This is a genomic window from Dongia deserti, from assembly GCF_003574735.1.
In the GTDB taxonomy this organism is placed as follows: domain Bacteria; phylum Pseudomonadota; class Alphaproteobacteria; order Dongiales; family Dongiaceae; genus Dongia_A; species Dongia_A deserti.
This window is the reverse complement of the sequence record NZ_QORW01000010.1, coordinates 61,434-79,442: the sequence shown is the minus strand read 5'-3', so window position 1 is coordinate 79,442 and position 18,009 is coordinate 61,434. Positions and strand designations below refer to the sequence as shown.

The 18,009-nt window shown below is 64.7% G+C and carries 16 protein-coding genes; 8 read left to right on the top strand and 8 right to left on the bottom strand.

The genetic code is table 11. The features are described 5' to 3' along the window. Window positions 1–94: 94 nt before the first annotated feature. Window positions 95–880 (bottom strand): SDR family oxidoreductase, encoded by a 786-nt coding sequence (locus tag DTX69_RS16765; RefSeq protein ID WP_119302707.1) that lies wholly within the window; start codon window positions 878–880, stop codon window positions 95–97. A gap of 25 nt (window positions 881–905) precedes the next feature. On the opposite strand from DTX69_RS16765, the gene DTX69_RS30225 reads away from it, so the two are divergent. Next, window positions 906–1,700, top strand: coding sequence for a response regulator (locus DTX69_RS30225; RefSeq protein ID WP_162917287.1), 795 nt, complete (start codon window positions 906–908; stop codon window positions 1,698–1,700). Here the strand turns inward: DTX69_RS30225 and DTX69_RS16755 are convergent, their stop codons facing one another. Continuing rightward, a complete protein-coding gene (locus DTX69_RS16755) occupies window positions 1,701–5,441 on the bottom strand; it encodes a NahK/ErcS family hybrid sensor histidine kinase/response regulator (protein WP_119302706.1) in 3,741 nt (1,246 codons plus the stop codon). A gap of 117 nt (window positions 5,442–5,558) precedes the next feature. Between DTX69_RS16755 and DTX69_RS16750 the strand changes: the two genes are divergently transcribed. After that, window positions 5,559–6,089, top strand: coding sequence for a hypothetical protein (locus DTX69_RS16750; RefSeq protein ID WP_119302705.1), 531 nt, complete (start codon window positions 5,559–5,561; stop codon window positions 6,087–6,089). A 10-nt stretch (window positions 6,090–6,099) separates the two neighbouring features. Here DTX69_RS16750 and uvrB read toward each other — a convergent pair whose 3' ends face one another. The 3 genes from uvrB to DTX69_RS16735 form a co-directional block, all read right to left on the bottom strand. Next, window positions 6,100–8,328: an excinuclease ABC subunit UvrB gene (gene uvrB / locus DTX69_RS16745; RefSeq protein ID WP_119302704.1), complete on the bottom strand. Its 2,229-nt coding sequence runs from the start codon at window positions 8,326–8,328 to the stop codon at window positions 6,100–6,102. 106 nt (window positions 8,329–8,434) lie between these two features. After that, window positions 8,435–8,677: a hypothetical protein gene (locus DTX69_RS16740; RefSeq protein WP_162917286.1), complete on the bottom strand. Its 243-nt coding sequence runs from the start codon at window positions 8,675–8,677 to the stop codon at window positions 8,435–8,437. Then, the gene (locus DTX69_RS16735; RefSeq protein ID WP_119302702.1) at window positions 8,665–8,859 is read right to left on the bottom strand and encodes a hypothetical protein; all 195 of its coding nucleotides are present in this window, start codon (window positions 8,857–8,859) and stop codon (window positions 8,665–8,667) included. The genes DTX69_RS16740 and DTX69_RS16735 overlap by 13 nt, the downstream gene beginning before the upstream one ends. Window positions 8,860–9,072: 213 nt before the next feature. Here DTX69_RS16735 and DTX69_RS16730 point away from each other — a divergent pair, with 213 nt between their 5' ends. The 3 genes from DTX69_RS16730 to DTX69_RS16720 are packed head-to-tail and all read left to right on the top strand — an operon-like array spanning window position 9,073 to window position 11,747. After that, a complete protein-coding gene (locus tag DTX69_RS16730) occupies window positions 9,073–9,684 on the top strand; it encodes an HAD family hydrolase (RefSeq protein WP_119302861.1) in 612 nt (203 codons plus the stop codon). A gap of 10 nt (window positions 9,685–9,694) precedes the next feature. Next, complete coding sequence (locus tag DTX69_RS16725) at window positions 9,695–10,903, top strand: adenylate/guanylate cyclase domain-containing protein (protein ID WP_162917285.1); 1,209 nt, start codon at window positions 9,695–9,697, stop codon at window positions 10,901–10,903. Window positions 10,904–10,940: 37 nt separating this feature from the next. Continuing rightward, window positions 10,941–11,747 (top strand): AAA family ATPase, encoded by an 807-nt coding sequence (locus DTX69_RS16720; protein WP_119302700.1) that lies wholly within the window; start codon window positions 10,941–10,943, stop codon window positions 11,745–11,747. On the opposite strand, the gene DTX69_RS16715 is transcribed toward DTX69_RS16720, so the two are convergent. The 3 genes from DTX69_RS16715 to DTX69_RS16705 all read right to left on the bottom strand — a co-directional run bounded on the left by DTX69_RS16715 (window position 11,734) and on the right by DTX69_RS16705 (window position 14,913). Then, on the bottom strand, window positions 11,734–12,483 hold the full coding sequence (locus tag DTX69_RS16715) for a hypothetical protein (RefSeq protein ID WP_119302699.1): 750 nt from the start codon (window positions 12,481–12,483) through the stop codon (window positions 11,734–11,736). The two genes, DTX69_RS16720 and DTX69_RS16715, sit on opposite strands and share 14 nt — an antisense overlap. A gap of 113 nt (window positions 12,484–12,596) precedes the next feature. Continuing rightward, a complete protein-coding gene (locus tag DTX69_RS16710) occupies window positions 12,597–13,463 on the bottom strand; it encodes a nitrilase-related carbon-nitrogen hydrolase (protein WP_119302698.1) in 867 nt (288 codons plus the stop codon). Between the two features lie 58 nt (window positions 13,464–13,521). Next, window positions 13,522–14,913, bottom strand: a complete 1,392-nt coding sequence (locus DTX69_RS16705) for an aminotransferase-like domain-containing protein (RefSeq protein WP_119302697.1) — start codon at window positions 14,911–14,913, stop codon at window positions 13,522–13,524. 296 nt (window positions 14,914–15,209) lie between these two features. Between DTX69_RS16705 and DTX69_RS16700 the strand changes: the two genes are divergently transcribed. The 3 genes from DTX69_RS16700 to DTX69_RS16690 all read left to right on the top strand — a co-directional run bounded on the left by DTX69_RS16700 (window position 15,210) and on the right by DTX69_RS16690 (window position 17,950). After that, on the top strand, window positions 15,210–16,028 hold the full coding sequence (locus tag DTX69_RS16700; protein WP_284735836.1) for a DMT family transporter: 819 nt from the start codon (window positions 15,210–15,212) through the stop codon (window positions 16,026–16,028). A gap of 133 nt (window positions 16,029–16,161) precedes the next feature. Next, a complete protein-coding gene (locus DTX69_RS16695) occupies window positions 16,162–17,364 on the top strand; it encodes an aspartate transaminase (RefSeq protein WP_119302695.1) in 1,203 nt (400 codons plus the stop codon). A gap of 115 nt (window positions 17,365–17,479) precedes the next feature. Beyond that, a complete protein-coding gene (locus DTX69_RS16690; RefSeq protein WP_119302694.1) occupies window positions 17,480–17,950 on the top strand; it encodes a Dps family protein in 471 nt (156 codons plus the stop codon). Window positions 17,951–18,009 lie beyond the last annotated feature (59 nt).

The window sequence follows — 18,009 nt, the reverse complement described above, 5'->3', positions numbered from 1 at the left end:
TAGGGATTGGCCGAGGGCGAATCTATTCCGCGCGCGAAGAGAATCGCCGCGAACAGGCCAGGGATTCCACCGTATTGTTGTGGGAATTAGGGCTCTATTCGCGCGGCTGAAAGCCCTTGCCGGGCACCTGCCAGCCCAAGTGCTCACCGCCGTCCAGCGCGATCATCTGCCCGGTCATCGAAGGTGAGTCCAGGATGAACAAAACGGCACGCGCAATCTCCCGCGCCGTGGCGCCGTGGCCGAGCGGCATCGCGGCCGATTGCTGGGCGAACTGCTCCGGCGTCTGGCGGGGCGAGGGCAGCGTGGGGCCAGGCCCGATGCCATTGACCCGGATGCGCGGCGCGTAGGACAGGGCGAGCGTGCGCGTCAGGGTCCAGAGGCCCATCTTCGCGACGGTGTAGCTGACGAAATAGGGCGTCAGCTTCCACACACGCTGGTCCAGCAGGTTGATGATGTTGCCGCCGCGATCGGCCGTGAACTGGCGCGCGAAGGCCTGGGAGAGGACGAAGGGCGCGCGCAGGTTGGTCTCGATGTGCTTGTCCCAGCTGGCGCGAGTGACGGTCTCGGCCTTGTCCATCTCGAACGCCGAGGCGTTGTTGACCAGGAGGCTTACCTGTCCAAGCTGCTCCGCGACCTTCGGAATGATGGTCTCGACCTCGCGCTCGTTGGTGAGGTCCGCTTCCACCGTCATGGCCTTGACGCCCCGCAGGCGCGCCTCCGCCGCCACGGCTTCCGCCTTGGCGGCGGAGCTGCGGTAGTGGATCGCCACGTGCCAGCCCTGCTCGGCCAAGGCCAAGGCAATGGCCTTGCCGATGCGCCTGGCTGCCCCCGTCACCAGGGCGATCTTGAGAGCATTCTGGTTGGCGGGTTGGTTGGGCATCAGGCCCCGAATCGCTGGAAAGAGCGTGAAGATCGTATCCTGGCTGTCGCTGGACCCGGAATCAAGGCACGCCGGTCGAGAGCATGAGCCACGCCGCGATCTGTGCTACCTTCAGCCATCCAGGCTGGCGGAGGGCAAGGAGCTGCCGGAACTCGCGTTTATCGTAGCGGACGATCATCCCATGGTGCGGGATGCGTTGGCGCTCGCCCTGCGCGGGGCCTTCGCCAAGGCGGACGTCACACTTGCCGGCACGCTGGACGAGGCCAGTGCCGCCATCGCGGCCCGGCCTGATATTGATCTCGTCATCCTCGATCTTGACATGCCGGGCATGCAGGGGCTGACCGGCGTTTCAATGCTGCGCGCCAACTATCCGAGCGCGCCGCTCGTCATCGTGTCGGCGACTCGCAATCCGGCAGCGATGCGCCAGGTAGTGGAGATGGGAGCCGCCGGCTTCATTCCCAAGTCGGCGCCGATGGAGGAGATCATCGCCTCGGTCCGTGCGGCGATGCGGGGCGAGATCATCCTGCCGCCCAGCGCCGGCGACGGCGCGCTGTCGCCGTCGGATGCCGATCTTGCCGCCCGTGCTGCACGCATGACGCCGCAGCAGCACCGTGTGTTCGCGCTGATGGCGGAGGGCAAGCCCAACAAGATCATTGCCTATGACATGCAAATCGGCGAGGCAACGGTGAAGGCGCACGTGACGGAGATTCTGCGCAAGATGGGCGTCCATTCCCGCACCCAGGCCATCGTGCTCGCACAGCGCCTGGCGCTGGAACCCGCCGCAGCACCGCCGCCCGCCCCGGTCGCGGACGAGGCTTAGCTACTCCGCGCTCGCCGCGCGCTGCGCGATCAGGGCGCGCAGCTGAGCGGGCTTCACCGGCTTCAGCAGGACATCGACACGCTGGGTGCGGGCGATCGCGACCACTGCCGGATCGCGCGTGGCGGTGATCAAGGCCGCGGGCAGGTCGGCTCCCCAAAGCTGGCGCAGGCGCGCGATGACCGCAAAGCCGTTCTCGCCATCGCCAAGGTGCAAGTCGATCAGCAGCAGGTCCGGCGGGCGGCCCGCCGCCCCGATCTGGCCGAGGACATCGTCAGCGTTCTCGGCCACCACCGTCTCGCAGCCCCAGGAGCCGAGCAGGACCGCCATGCCTTCGCGCACCTGCTTCTCGTCGTCGATGCAGAGGACGAGGGGCGCGTGGACAAAGCGGCGCGAGCGGGGCGCGACGGGGGCACCAGCGGGCATGCGCACTTCAGAGACCGGCGCCAGCGGGACCGTAATCGAAAACGTGGAGCCCTTGCCGAGCTGCGAGCGCAGCTGGATGCGATGGCCGAGCACGCGCGCGATCCTGTCGACAATCGCAAGGCCGAGGCCAAGGCCACGTTCGTTATCGCGTGTCGGCGCGCGCAGGCGCGTGAATTCCCGGAACACCATCTGCTGCTGCTCCGGCGCGATGCCGGGGCCGTTATCGAAGACCGAGATCCTGAGTTCCGGTCCGCGCCGGCATCCCAGGAGCACACGGGCACGCTTGCCGGGCTGATGGCTATAGCGGATGGCGTTGGAGAGAAAATTCTGCAGCACCCGGCGCAGCAGGGCGGGATCGCTCTTGGTGACGGCGGTGGTGGGCACGCAGCGCAGCTCGACACCCTGCTTTTCCGCGATCGGGGCGAAGGAGGCGACGAGCGAATCGAGCAGCGGCCAGACGGGGACGGCGCGCACCTCCGGCTTCACCGCGCCGGCATCGAGCTTGGCGATATCGAGCAGCGCATCGAGCAGGGATTCGACCGCGCCCAGGCCATGGTCGATCTTCTCCACCAGATCGTCGCGGGGGTGGCGCTCCGCCATCGCCGCCACGAACAGCCGCGCGGCGTGGAGCGGCTGCAACAGATCGTGGCTGGCGGCGGCGATGAAGCGCGTCTTGTCGATGTTGGCTTCCTCCGCCCTGGCGCGTGCTGCTTCCAGTTCCGCCGTCCGTTGTGCAACCCGGCGCTCGAGCGATTCGTTGGCGATGCGCAGCGCCGCTTCGGCGCGCCGCCGCTCGGTGATGTCGACATAGAGCAGGAAGAAGCCGACCACCTGGCCCTGGGCGTCGAAATGCGGCAGGTAGGTACCGCTGGCGGCCTCGATCTGTGCATCATTGGTCGGGAAGTCGATCTCGAAATACTGTGGCGTGCCGGCCAGCACGGCCTCGATATACGGCAGCAGGCGGTGATAGCGCGCTTCGCCCAGGATCTCTCGCACGTGCCGCCCCTCGGTCTCGGACGGCACCGTGCGCATGGTGGCCTGGTAGGCCCGGTTGGTGAAGTGATAGCGCTGATCGCGATCGACATAGGCGATGAGGACGGGCACGTTGTCGGTGACGATACGGATGCGCCTCTCGCTGTCGCGCAGGGCTTCGGCGGCGCGCACGCGCTCGGTCACGTCGCTGGCGGTCACCACGATGCCGCCGCCGGTCAGAGGATCGATGCGCAGATCGGTGAAACTGCCGTCGGGCAGGCGCAGCTCGCGCATGGGCGGCGCGTTCCAGGCGGTCAGCTCCGCCAGGATGGGCGCCTGGTCGGCGAGCTGCGCGGCGGACACGCCGGTCGCCAGCAACTCGCGGGGAACGCCAACCAGCATCGCGAAGCGCTCGTTCCAGATTTCCAGCTTGCCCTCGGAATCGAATACCGCGATGCCGAGGCCGACGTGATCAAGGGTCTTGCGCAGGAGGTCGGCATTGTAGCGGATGGCCGCGGTGGCATCGTGCAGCACCTCGCGCACCGATCCCGGCATCCACAAGGCGCGCCGGCGCGCTGTTCCCACCACCACGCGGGCGGACGCGGCGCCGATGGTGCCGGACAGCAACCGCTCCACGAACTCGTAGGCCGCGGGGCCGGAGACCGTGACGCCGGCGAACGCCTCTGCGGCGCGTTCCTCGCCGATGAAGCGGGCTGCCAGTTCCTGCAACTGCACCAGATCGCGCGCCTGCTCGCGCGGCTCGGCGACCAGGGCGTCGGGCTCCATGTCGCCGACGAAGGCCGCAGCCTGACGTTCGTCGCGTCCCTCCGGCCGGGTCAGCAGCGACACGCCGATCAGCAACGCGATGTTGACCGTCAGCGCCACCAGGAATCCGCGCGGCATCGGATCTACCCAGGCGAGCGGCCCGATCTCCGGCAGGACCAGCAAGGCCGCGCCTTGTTCCAGCGTCGGCCACAGCACGGCGGCGAACCACACGAAGAACCCGGCGGCCAGCCCCGCGATCACGCCATAGCGATGCATGCGCCGCCAATAGAGCCCGAGCACCAGGGCCGGCGCGAAATTGGCGACCGCGCAGAAGGACACCATGCCGATGGTGGCGAGCGGCAGCAATCCCGCGATGGTGCGGTGATAGGCATACGCGGCGAGCAGGATCGCGACGACGGAGAGGCGCCGCACCAGAAGCGCGCGCCGGCCGATGTTGCCCTTCATCTCCTCGTTCCGGCGCAGCAGCAGCGGCATCACCAGCTCGTTGCCGACCATGCCGGAGAGCGCCATGCACGCAACCGCCACCATCGAAGTTGCCGCCGACAGACCGCCGATGAAGACGAAGATCGACAGCCAGTCATTGCCGCCGAGCAGCGGCAGGGAGAGCACGAACAGGTCCGGATTGTGCCCGGGCCCGAGCAGCGCGAGGCCGGCGAGCGCGATCGGCACCACGAACAGGTTGATCAGCAGCATGTAGAGCGGGAACAGCCAGCGCGCGCGGCTCAGGCTCTTCGGGTGGTCATGCTCCACCACCGCCACGTGGAACTGGCGCGGCAGACACAGGAAAGCAAGCCCCGACAACAACGTGATCGCCACCCAATTGCCGTCCACGGCCAGAGTGGTGAGCGCCGGATTGTGGACCGTGCGATTGACGGCCTCCGCCAGATCGGAGAGGCCGTCGAACAAACCCCACACCACGAACGGCCCGACCGCCAGCAAGGCTGCCAGCTTGACGAAGGATTCGAACGCGATTGCCAGCATCATGCCGCGATGCTGCTCGCTCGCCTGCACGTGGCGCACACCGAACAGGATGGTGAAAATCGCCATCAGCAGCGCGACGATGAAGGCTGTGTCGTACCAGACCGGCTGCCCCGTTGCCGGCGAGATGGTGATCGGCCCGGCAAGCGCCGCGAACGTGGTGGAGACCGCCTGCAGCTGCAGCGCGATATAGGGCACAACGCCGACGGTCGCGATTAGCGTGACGATCACCGCGACGGCGCGGCTCTTGCCGTAGCGCGCGGCCAGGAAGTCGGCGATCGACGTGACGTTATGGCGCTTGGCAAGGCGTATGATCTTGGCCAGGACCGGCCAGCCGAACAGGATAACCAGCGCCGGGCCGACATAGATCAGCGAGAAGTCGAGCCCGACGGTCGCCGCGCGCCCAACCGCGCCATAGAACGTCCAGGAGGTGCAATAAATGGCGAGGGAAAGGGCATAGATGATCGGCCCGGCGCGGCTGCGCGACCAGCTCGCGGCGCGCTGCTCGCCAAAATGCGCAATCACGAACAGCAGGCCGAGATAGGCCACCGACAGGCCGAGGATCAGCGTCGACTGGGACATGCCCTAGGGAAGCATTGGCCGGCGACGTTGTCCATGGCTAGGCAGGCAGACCTAGGTCGGATAAGACGAAGGTCTAAGAAAATTTTGGGGGAGGATATGTTGAGGGGCTTTCGACGAATGATTGGATCTGCGCTGTCAGGACTGGTGGCGGTGCTGGCGGGCTTGCTCGCCGGCTGCTCCGCGCCGCCCGCGCCGGAGCCGCTCCCGATGGCGTCCATGATGGCAGCAACCGCTCAGGGGGACAGTTCAAGACAATGCGGCGCCATGTCGTGCCGGTCGAACGGCGTGCCCTATATCAACGATAAGGGCGCGATCGTGATTTTTCCCGGCGAACAGTTCGTGATCGCCTTCGAGATTCAGGACGACAAAATTGTGAGTGCCGTGCCGAAACCTACTGGTGGACATCTGCCAAATGCGATCGAGGTGAGCTTTAAAGAAATCGATAGCGGCATGATGCTGTCGCTGCAGAGCCATCTGCCAATGGATCTGAAGTACGATGCGGCGATGAAAGCGCCGGACAATCGTTTAGTCTACACCAGCAGCTGCCCTGTCAGAGCGAGCTTGGGAAGCTACGAAAGCTGGCCGCATCCCATCAAGTTCCTCGAACTGTCGAACTTCAGAATCCAGGATGGCGGCCCGTGCCAGTGAACAGCGCGCGTCAACGTCGCCGTCCCTTGCCCTTGAATTTCGGCGCTTGGCCCGGGCGGCCGGCTTTTGAGCGGCCGCGCACGATTCCGGCGGGCGCGCCCTTGTAGGAGCCGAACTTGGGCGAAGCGAGGCCGGACTGTTTCAGGCCGCCGGCGCCCATCACGCCGCCGCCGCCGACCGGGATCTCCAGATCCATCGCCTCGAGGCGACGGATCTCGTCGCGGATGCGGGCGGCGTCCTCGAACTCCAGGTTGGCGGCCGTCTCGCGCATCTTCTTTTCGAGATCGGCGATGGTGGCCTTGAGATTGTGGCCAAGCAGGTGCGCCTCGCCGGAAACGCCGGTGTCCACCGTCACGTGATCCTGCTCGTAGACCGACTGCAGGATGTCGCCGATCTGTTTGCGCACCGATTCCGGCGTGATGCCGTTGGCGGCGTTGTAGACCTGTTGCTTCTCGCGACGCCGGTTGGTCTCGTCGATCGCATATTGCAGCGATTCGGTCATGGTGTCGGCATAGAGGATGACACGCCCGTCGAGGTTGCGCGCGGCGCGGCCGATGGTCTGCACCAGCGACGTCTTGGAGCGCAGGAAGCCTTCCTTGTCGGCATCGAGGATGCAGACCAGGGCGCATTCGGGAATGTCGAGGCCTTCGCGCAGCAGGTTGATGCCCACCAGCACATCGAACGCGCCGAGGCGCAAATCGCGGATGATCTCGATGCGCTCCAGCGTCTCGACGTCCGAGTGGATGTAGCGCACGCGGATGCCCGCCTCGTGCAAATACTCGGTCAAGTCTTCCGCCATGCGCTTGGTGAGGGTGGTGATGAGCACGCGCTGCGCCTTCGCCGCCGCTTCCTTGCACTCGGCAATCACGTCATCGACCTGACTCTCGGTCGGGCGGATGATGGTGACCGGATCGATCAGGCCGGTCGGGCGGATCACCTGCTCGACGAACACGCCGCCGGTGCGTTCCAGCTCCCACGGGCCTGGCGTCGCGGAGACATAGACTGTCTGCGGCCGCATATGCTCCCACTCCTCGAACTTGAGCGGGCGGTTGTCGCAGCAGGACGGCAGACGGAAGCCGTATTCCGCCAGCGTGGATTTGCGGTGCCAGTCGCCGCGGAACATCGCACCGAGTTGCGGCACCGTCACGTGGCTCTCATCAACGATCAACAGCGCATCATGCGGCAGATACTCGAACAGGGTCGGCGGGGGCTCGCCCGGTTTGCGGCCAGTCAAATAGCGCGAATAGTTCTCGATGCCGGCGCAGGAACCGGTCGCCTCGATCATCTCGAGATCGAAGCGCGTGCGCTGCTCCAGACGCTGCGCCTCCAGGAGCTTGCCGTTGGCCTCGAACTCCTTGAGGCGGATCTTGAGATCTTCCTTGATCTGCAACGAGGCCTGGGTCAGCGTCGGCTTCGGCGTCACATAGTGGCTGTTGGCGTAGATCTTGACCTCGTCCAACGTGGCCATCTTCTCGCCGGTCAGCGGATCGAATTCGTGGATCGCCTCGATCTCGTCCCCGAACAGGGAAAAGCGCCAGGCACGGTCCTCCAAGTGGGCGGGAAACAATTCGAAGCTGTCGCCCCGCACGCGGAACATGCCGCGATAGAAGTTGGCGTCGTTGCGCTTGTATTGCAGCTCCACCAGTCGCCGCAGCATGGTGTTGAGATCGAGATGCTGCCCCGCCTTCACATTGATGGTCATGGTGGAATAGGTTTCGGGCGACCCGATGCCGTAGATGCACGACACCGAAGCGACGATGATCACGTCGCGCCGCTCGAACAAGGCGCGCGTCGCCGAGTGGCGCATGCGGTCGATCTGCTCGTTGAGCGAGGATTCCTTCTCGATATAGGTGTCGGTGCGCGGAACGTAAGCCTCCGGCTGGTAGTAGTCGTAGTACGAGACAAAATACTCGACCGCGTTCTCGGGGAAGAAGCTCCTCATCTCGCCATAGAGCTGGGCCGCCAGCGTCTTGTTGGGCGCGAGAATGAGCGCCGGGCGCTGCACATTCTGGATCACCTGCGCCATGGTGAAGGTCTTGCCCGACCCGGTGACGCCCAGCAGCACCTGGTCGCGCTCGCGGCGCAGCAAGCCTTCGGTCAGCTCCTGGATCGCCTGCGGCTGGTCACCTGCGGGGCGGAAGTCGGAGACGAATTGGAACGGCTTGCCGGGCAGCGGGGCGGCAAGCTGGACCGCGCGCTCTTCCACCACCGGCTCGGAATATTGCGGCTTGCTCGACATGGCTTTTCCTCGAAATCCGCGCGACTCTAGAGCGAACAAAAGCGAAACGCCAGCACCGAAATGCTGGCGTTCGCCCGTTCTTGTCAGGATGGAAGATGGAATGGGATCAGTCGTAGCGCAAGGCCGGCTGCGGTGAGGCGGCTGTTCGTCCCTGTAGAGGCTCTTCGCCGTCCAGCTCGATATCGTTGGCGGGGATCGGGGCCCGCTGGATCGCCATCTCGCCTTCATGCGGCGCCAGCGCGCGGTCCATCCAGCGCGACCAGAAATGACGCGAGGGTGCTGCGCCATCCACCACCAGGATCGCTTCGCGCATCCAGGCGGCACTCAACTCGCGGGTTACCCGTGCCATGTCTCGCTCCAATGCGTGATCTTCTTGAAAGCGACGTCGCGCTGACCGGAGGTGATGGGCAGCGTCGCCATCGCGAACAATGCGACCAGCGCCAGGAAGCTGATCCAGCGCGCGATCGTTCCTTTGGTCCTGTTAGTCCTGGCCTTGGCCTTGGCATTGGATTTGAGAATGCCGGGATTCATGATGTTCCCCTTGTTCTGTACTCGTGACGCTCAATCTACCGATCGAGCCTGACCGTTCTCTTGCGACAGCACGGCGATTTGATGATGGATTTAGGCGAAACTGTGACGTGGACTCCGGTTCACCGATTTGACATGAGATGTCATATCGCAATTGCCTGACGGGAAGCGGACGACTAGCATCGACCCGTCTTCGGCAATCTTGGAGCAATGTCCATGCCCGATATCAGGGCGGTGGTTTTCGACTTCGGCGGCGTGCTGTTCGATTGGAGCGCAGAATATCTCTATCGCGAGCTGATCCCCGATGAGAAAGAGCGTCGCTGGTTTCTCACGCATGTCTGCTCTCCCGACTGGAACCTGAAACAGGATTGTGGCCGCCTGATCGCCGAGGCGGAGACCGAGCTGATCGCGCTCTATCCCGATCATGCCGACCTCATTCGTGCTTTCTACGGCCAGTGGCCGAAGACCCTGCGGGGAATTCTCGATGACGGCGTCGCGCTGCTTGAACAGCTCCACGCGGCGGGCGTTCCGCTCTACGGGCTCACCAACTGGTCGGCTGAGACATTTCATCACGTCGAAGGCAAATACGATTTCCTGGAACGTTTTCGTCACGTCGTGGTGTCGGGGCGGATCGGCATGGTGAAGCCGGATCCGCGCATCTACGCGCATCTGCTCGCGCATGTGGAGGAACCGGCCGAACGCTGCGTCTTCATCGACGACAATATCCACAACACCGACGCGGCGAACACGCTCGGCTTCCATGCGATCGCGCATCGCAGCGCGGCGGAGACGGCCTCGCGCCTGCGCGAACTCGGCGTGGCGTTTTGACGCGGCGGCGATGGCAGGGGAAGACGCAAAGGCGTTCGAGCACTGGCTGGCGGAAGGCGGCCTCAGGAACCGGCCGCTCTCCGACCTGTTCAACGGCTTCACTCAGCATCTGATCGAAGGCGGCGTGCCGATCGCGCGCGCCTATTTCGGCATGTCGACCCGCCATCCGCTGATCCAGGCCTTCGACATGACGTGGGAGCCGGACGGCGCGCTCTATCACACGCAATTCGATCATGGCTGGCGCCGCCGCTCCGCCTGGACGGATTCGCCGCTGCGCCACATGATTATGGAGCACCTGCCGCGCATGCGCCGCCTGCTGCAGGGGCCGGACGCGGTGGTGGACTTTCCGGTTCTCCAGGAGTTGGCGGAACGCGGCTTCACCGACTGGTACGGCGCCGTCACCGGGTTCGAAGCGGAGTCGATCCTCGAGACGCCCGGCTCGCTCGGCATGGCCTGCTCGTGGTCGACGGAGCGGCCAGAGGGCTTCTCGGTGGAGGACCTGGCGCTGGTCAACCGGCTGTTCCCGATCTTCGCCGTCAGCATCAAGGCCTCGGTTTTGCCGATCATCACCCGCACCCTGCTCGGCGCCTATATCGGGAGCGACGCTGCGCAGCGCGTCTGGTCGGGCGCCACCAATCGCGGCTCGATCGAGCACTTGGAGGCAGCGATCTTCTTCTCCGATCTGCGCGGCTTCACCGCGTTCGCGGAGCAGGCGAGCTCGGAACTCGTGATGTCGACCCTGAACCGCTATTTCGATTCGGTCGGCGCCGCGATCACGTCCGAGGGCGGTGAGATCCTGAAATTCATGGGCGACGGCGTCCTCGCGACCTTCGCGCAGCCGGATGCAAACGTGTGCGAGCAGGCCCTGCGCGCGGCGCGGGCTGCCGTGCATAACATCTCGTCGCTCGAACAGGCAGGGGCGGGTGTCGGCGGCCTCGATCTGGGCATCGCGCTGCACAAAGGCGAGGTGCTCTACGGCAATGTCGGCACGACAGAGCGGCTGGACTTCACCATGATCGGCCCGGCGGTGAACGAAGCCGCGCGCATGGAGAAGCTGACCAAGAGCCTGGGCTGCGCGATTCTGGCGTCGGATTCCTTCCAGGCAGGCCTGGCAGAAAGCCGCGGCCTCCTCCAGCCGGCCGGCACCCATGCGCTCTCCGGCCTCACTGCGCCGCGCACCCTCTATCGCGTGGTGCTGGACGAACGCAGAGCGGCGTGACAATCTTGGGTTGGCTCCTTGAGAGGAGTTGCAACCGATGAGCCGCCGTTCTGTCAAGACCAACCTGCCGCCGCCGTTCCTGAAGCGGCTCAGCTTCCTCGAAGAGCGCGTGAAGGCGGATGAATTCCCCTTCACGATTCCCGCCTTCCAGCGCGGTAAGCTGCAGCTCGACTTCGAACGGCCGATCACCATCATCGTGGGCGAGAACGGTACTGGGAAATCGACGCTGCTGGAGGGCATTGCGGGGCAGTGCGGATTCAATCTCAGTGGTGGCAATCGCAATCACCTCTATTCGTCCGATCTTAACTCATCGCCATTGAGCAACGCGCTGCGCTTGTCGTGGCTGCCGAAGATCACTCGCGGATTTTTCATGCGGGCGGAAAGCTTCTTCAATTTTGCGCGCTACATCGACGAGGAGGTCCCAGCCTCACTCGATGCGTATGGCGGAAAGTCTTTGCACGAGCAATCGCATGGCGAGTCGTTCCTCGCGCTGTTTCAGAACAAGTTCCACGGCCAGGGCATCTACATACTGGACGAACCGGAAGCTGCCTTGTCGCCGCGGCGGCAGCTGGAATTCCTGAAAGTGATGCGCATGCTCGAGCTGGAGGGCGAATCGCAGTTCATCATCGCGACACATTCGCCGATCCTGATGGCCTATCCACGCGCGCAGCTGCTGATGTTCGACGGGCGCGTGATACGCGAGGTTTCGCTGAGCGAGACGCCGCACTATCAGCTCACGCGCAACTTCGTCATGAACCCGAAAGCAATGATGGACGAGCTCTTCGCCGAGGTCGAGGCGGAGCTGGCCGGGGGCTGCGGCGGGTCGGGCTTCAAAAAGGGATAAGGTCTTTGCCGAATCTGGCTACGAAGCTCTGGACGTCTTTGCGCGCCCAATGCCGGTCCAGTCCCGGAAAGCCGGCCCAACGGAATGCAAGGCGCAAATAGTCGAGGAAAGGTAACCCATGCCGCTCGTCAGAGAACAATGGATCGGCGCCGAGAAATGGCACCTCGATACAGTATGGGCTGCCACCGCTTATGTTTGCCTTGTGGAGACAGTCCGGCGCCAGGTCGATGCGAAGCCGGTGCTGGAGATCGAGACCTGCCTCTCCCTTCTGATCGATCCATTCATCGAACAGGTACGTTATGACAGAAGGTGCATCGACGCATAGTGCGTCGTGCTCCTCCGGCGGCAAATCAAAGCCGAGATCCCGTGGCCGACCGTCGCAATTGTAGTCCCATATCCAATTGATGCCACCAACCACACGCCAGAATGCCAGCAGAGTGGGAGGGATCGGCGCTCCGGAAAGCTCGGCAATACGAGAGAAAATCGCTTCGTCGCTCAATTTCGGCGGAGTTCGAAGACCCTGATATTCAGATGATAGGGCCTGCCAGCCGACGGTCTGCAGTCGCTCCGTGATGAGGTCCGCATTTTGGGCGACCCGTCGCATGGTCGCATTGGCGACCTCCATCACCTCGTCGCGGAACTCACCTTCGAGGCTCGCATGCGAGCGGATTTCTCGCCAAACCTGGTCGAACTCGCCTGCGCAATAGCGCTTCAACAGTGTTCCGTCATGCCGCATTTTCCGGTGGCTCCACGCATTGGCCGATTGTCGCGCCGCACGCCGTCCGCTCGTGGCGCAAGTTTGATCTGGCGAACAGGTCGCTGCTTGGCCGCAGTTTATGACCAACTGACTTAGCCGATGTCCGTCAACGGGCCGTAGGTTTCCGGCCGGCGGTCGCGGAAGAACTGCCAGGTGTTGCGCACCTCGCGGATCATGTCGAAGTTCATGTCGTGGATGATGAGCTCGTCCTTGTCCCGGCTGGCGATCGCCTCGATCTGGCCGCGTGGGTTGACGAAGTAGCTCTGGCCATAGAACTCGCCGATGTTCCAGGGCGTCTCCCGGCCGATGCGATTGATCGCGCCGATATAAACGCCGTTGGCGACCGCAGAGGCCGGCTGCTCCAGTTTCCAGAGATACTCGGAGAGTCCCGCTACGGTGGCGGATGGATTGACGATATAGTCCGCGCCGTTGAGCGCGAGGGCGCGCCAGCCTTCCGGGAAGTGGCGGTCGTAGCAGATATAGACGCCGAGCTTGCAGTAGCGCGTGTTGAACACCGGATATTCCGACGCGCCGGGCTTGAAGAAGAACTTCTCCCAGAAGCCGGCGACCTGCGGGATGTGGGTCTTGCGGTACTTGCCGAGATAGGTGCCGTCGGCATCGATCACCGCTGCCGTGTTGTAGTAGACGCCGGTCATCGCCTCCTCATAGATCGGAACGACGATCACCATCTGGTACTTCTTCGCGAACTCCTGCATCAGCTTGACCGTCGGGCCGTCCGGAATCCGCTCGGCGGCGGCGTACCATTTCGCATCCTGGCTCGGGCAGAAATAGGGTTGGGTGAAGACCTCCTGGAAACACAGGATCTGCACGCCCTCGCCGCCGGCCTTCTCGATCAGCGGCGCATGGGCATCGAGCATCGCGCGCCTGATCTCCTCCGGCGATTTCTCGGTCGGCGCCTTCAGCGCCATCTGGATCAATCCGCCGCGCACCTTGGTCATGGCGATATCCTCCCGTCGGATGGTCTTGTCGCCATTTTGGCCGGCCTTCCAGCAATCCTCAAGCGTGCGCCTTCAGCTTCGCTTTCAGGAACTCGAACAGCCGCTGGTGCTGGCTTTGCGGCGCGTTGAAGCGCAGGTAGTCGGGCCACGATTGCGAGGTGCTGAACACGTTGCCGGGCGCCAGCACGATGTTATGGCGCAGGGCCCGGCGCGCGAGCTCCGCGGCATCGCGCCCGTCCGGCAGGCGCATCCAGAGGAACAGGCCTTCGCGCGGTTCCTGCCAATAGGCGAGGCCGAGGGCTTGCAGCTTGCTGCCGACTTGGCCCATGGCAGCGGCCAGGCGACGGCGGATGCGCTCGGCGTGCTTGCGCTGGGTGCCGTCAGCGATCAGGCGATGCACCATCTGTGCGGCGGCCAGATCGCTGCCGAAGCAGGTGGCGATCTTGAGATCAAGCAGCGCGTCTATTGTGGCCTCGTCGGCGGTGATGTAGCCGCAGCGCATCCCGGCGGAGAGTGTCTTGGAAAAGCTGCCGAGATGGATCACGCGCTTGAGTCCGTCGAGTGCCGCCAGGATCGGGGTCGGATGGCGGCGGAAGTCTGCAAACACGTCGTCCTCGACGATGCGGAAATCGTGCAATTCCGCGAGCTGCAGCAGCCGATGGGCGATCGCGGGTGAGAGCGCGCCGCCGGTCGGATTATGCGGCGCGGCGTTCATGAGATAGAGCCGCGGCCTGTGCTGCTGCGCTAGCTCTGCAAGGCGCGCGAGATCGGGGCCATCCGGCCGCCGCGGTACCGGCAGCGCCACCGCCCGATGGGCACGCAGATTGGCGTGGAAGTTGAAGTAACCGGGATCATCGACCAGGACCGAATCACCGGGCTGCAGCAGGTGACGCAGCGTCAGGTCGATCGCCTGCGTGCCGCCGTCGGTCAGCAGGATGCGCGTCGGCGGTGCGTCGATCTCCAGTTCCGCGAGCCGCGCTTGCAGAGCTTGGCGCAGTGGCAGATAGCCGAGCGGGTGGCCATACTCCAGCAGCTTGGCATGCGGCGCCTGTGCGACGCCGCGCAGCGCGCGCCGCAGATCCGCTTCGGGCAGCCAGCTCTCCGGCAGCCACCCGCAGCCGGGACGCAAGGCGCGCTCTTCGGTTTCCAGCGACTGGCGCGCAACCCACACCGGATCGATCGCGCGATCGAGCTTCGGCGCCAGCTCCTGCAGGCTCAGCGTCGCGCGGCGCGCGGTCACGGTGAAGCCGGAGCCGCGCCGCGCCTGGATGTGGCCGGAAGCGACCAAGCGCTCATAGGCCTCGACGATGGTGGATTTGCTGACGCCGAACTCGCCGGCGGCGCTGCGGATGGAGGGCAGGCGCGCGCCCGGCGCCAGCGCGCGCGCCTCGATCCGCGCCAGGATGGCGGCGCCGATTTTCTCGGTGAGCGTGGGTGAGGCAACTGTCATAGTATCCGTACCAGTACAGTCTGCAAGATTGTAACGCAGCTGTCCCTGGGTTGGCGAGCGCAACGTCGGCATCGTCACACGCGCATGAACTCCCTCCCCCAAGCTGGGGGAGGGTCGGGGTGGGGGTTGTTCTCTCGAGCGAAGACTGCGCCGAGCTGAGCCGCCTCGCCCCCACCCTAACCCTCCCCCGCCTCGGGGGAGGGAACTCCGGTTGGATGGTGCGTATGACGTCGGTCAATCTTGCAAGTGAACACCGAGCGAGCGACTGGACTGCCTGGGCGCATGGGATGGCCGGCATGCTGATCTTCTCTGCCTCGCTGCCGGCGACGCGGGTGGCGGTTGAAGCCCTGGATCCGTGGTTCGTGACTGCAGGGCGCGCGCTCATCGCGGGGCTGCTGGCGGTGGGCGCGCTGTTGGTGTTGCGTGCGCCGCTGCCGGCGCGTGCCGACTGGCGCGATCTAGCGCTCGCCGCGTTCGGCGTGGTTGTGGGGTTCCCGCTCTTCTCCGCACTTGCGCTCAAATTCGTACCGGCCAGCCACGTGATCCCCTTCAACGGCCTACTGCCGCTGGCGACTGCCGGCTTTGCCGCGCTGATCGGGCAGGATCGGCCGCGCCCGTTGTTCTGGGTGTTCGCGGTGATGGGTTCGGGCCTCGTCGCGGGCTACGCGTGGGTTTCCGGCGGACTGGAGTTCGAACTGGCGGACCTCTTCATGCTGGCGGCAATCGTCACCTGCGGCATGGGCTATGCCTATGGCAGCCGGCTGACCAAGCGCCTCGGCAGCGTCGCGGTCATCTCCTGGGCCCTGGTGGTCTCGCTGCCGCTGGCAGTGGTGGGATCGGTGCTGTTCTGGCCGGCAACGATCGCCTCAGCCCCGGCCAGCGCCTGGGCGGGCTTCGCCTATGTCTCGGTGTTCTCGATGTTCGTCGGGTTCCTGTTCTGGTACCGCGGCCTTGCCCTTGGCGGGGCGGCGCGCGTCGGGCAAGTGCAATTGCTGCAAGTCTTCGCCGGCCTCGGCCTCGCGGCGCTGCTGCTGGGAGAGCCGGTCGGGGTCGGCACCTGGGCGGTGGCGGCGGGCGTGGTGGTGAGCGTGTTCGCGGCCAAGCGCGTCGCCTAAAGCGTAGGTGCCGGCCGAAAATGTAGCAGTACACAGCCTGCGGCAGGCCTGAAATGCAGGATTCGGCGTTGCGTAGAACGGCCACGGCCATTAAGGTCCCGCCCGCTTTTCCACCATCCCGCCGAGACCGATCATGTCCTTCATCGCCGAACGTCTGGACCGCATCAAACCCTCGCCCACCATCGCCGTCACCAGCAAGGCGCGGGAGCTGAAGGCGGCGGGCCGAGATGTCATCGGCCTGGGAGCCGGCGAGCCGGACTTCGACACGCCGGACAACATCAAGCAGGCCGCGATCAAGGCGATCATGGCCGGCGACACCAAATACACCGACGTCGACGGCACCGCGGCGCTGAAGAAGGCGATCTGCGCCAAGTTCAGCAGAGAGAACAACCTCGACTACAAGCCGGAGCAGATCACCGTCGGCACCGGCGGCAAGCAGGTGCTGTTCAACGCGCTGGCGGCGACGCTGAATGCCGGCGACGAGGTGATCATCCCGGCGCCGTACTGGGTGTCCTATCCGGACATGGTGCTGCTGTGCGAAGGCAAGCCGGTATTCGTGCCGTGCGGCGAGAACAGCGGCTTCAAGCTGAGCGCAGAGGCGTTGGAGAAAGCGATCACGCCCAGGACCAAGTGGGTGATCCTGAACTCGCCGTCCAATCCGACCGGCGCGGCCTACACGCGCGCGGAGCTGAAGGCGCTGACCGACGTGCTGCTCAAGCATCCGCATGTCTGGGTCATGACCGACGACATGTACGAGCACCTGGTCTACGACGGCTTCCAATTCTCGACGCCGGCCGAAGTGGAGCCGAAGCTCTATGACCGCACGCTGACCGTGAACGGCGTCAGCAAGGCCTATTGCATGACCGGCTGGCGCATCGGCTACGGTGGCGGTCCGGTCGCGCTCATCAAGGCGATCGCGAAGATGCAGTCGCAGTCGACGTCCAATCCGTCCTCGATCTCGCAGGCTGCCGCGGTCGAGGCGCTGAGCGGCCCGCAGGACTTCATCCCGGTGCACAATGAGAGCTTCAAAGCGCGCCGCGACATGGTGGTGGAGATGCTGAACAAGGCGCCGGGCATCCGCTGCCACAGGCCGGAGGGCGCGTTCTACGTCTATCCGTCCTGCGCCGGCGCGATCGGCAAGAAGACGCCGCAGGGCAAGGTGATCGAGACCGACGACGATTTCGTCACGTATCTTCTCGAGGCGGAAGGCGTCGCAGCGGTGCAGGGCTCGGCGTTCGGGCTGTCACCCTTCTTCCGCATCTCGTACGCGACGTCCACCGAGGCGCTGCGCGAGGCGTGCACCCGCATCATCCGGGCGTGCGAAGCGCTGAAGTGACGAAGACGGCTGCGGCGTCGCGAGGCCGCAGCACTTTGTAACAATTCTAAATCACTTGCTGGCGACAATAGGGGAGCGCAATAATGGCGCTTCCCCTCAATCGGACAGGTGAGCCATGGAAATCGACATCGGCATTTCGAAGAAGGACCGCAAGGCGATCGCGGACGGTCTCAGCAAGCTGCTGGCGGATACCTACACGCTGTATCTGAAGACCCATAACTTCCACTGGAACGTGGAAGGGCCGATGTTCAACACTTTGCATCTGATGTTCGAGACGCAATACAACGAACTGGCGCTGGCGGTCGACGCGATCGCCGAGCGCATCCGCGCCCTCGGCCATCCGGCGCCGGGCTCCTACGCAGCCTATGCCAAGCTCTCCTCGATCAAGGAAGAGACGGGCCAGCCCAGAGCCGAGGAGATGATTCGGCAACTGGTGGATGGGCAGGAAGCGGTCGCCCGCACGGCCCGTGCCGTGTTTCCGGCTGCCGAGAAGGCGGGTGACGAGCCGACGGCGGACCTGCTGACCCAGCGCCTGCAGATCCATGAAAAAACGGCATGGATGTTGCGCGCCCTGCTGAGCAAATAGCCCAAATTCTCAATCCATTGTGACTTGCGATGAGCGGCGAGGCCGCCCATTGTTTTTGT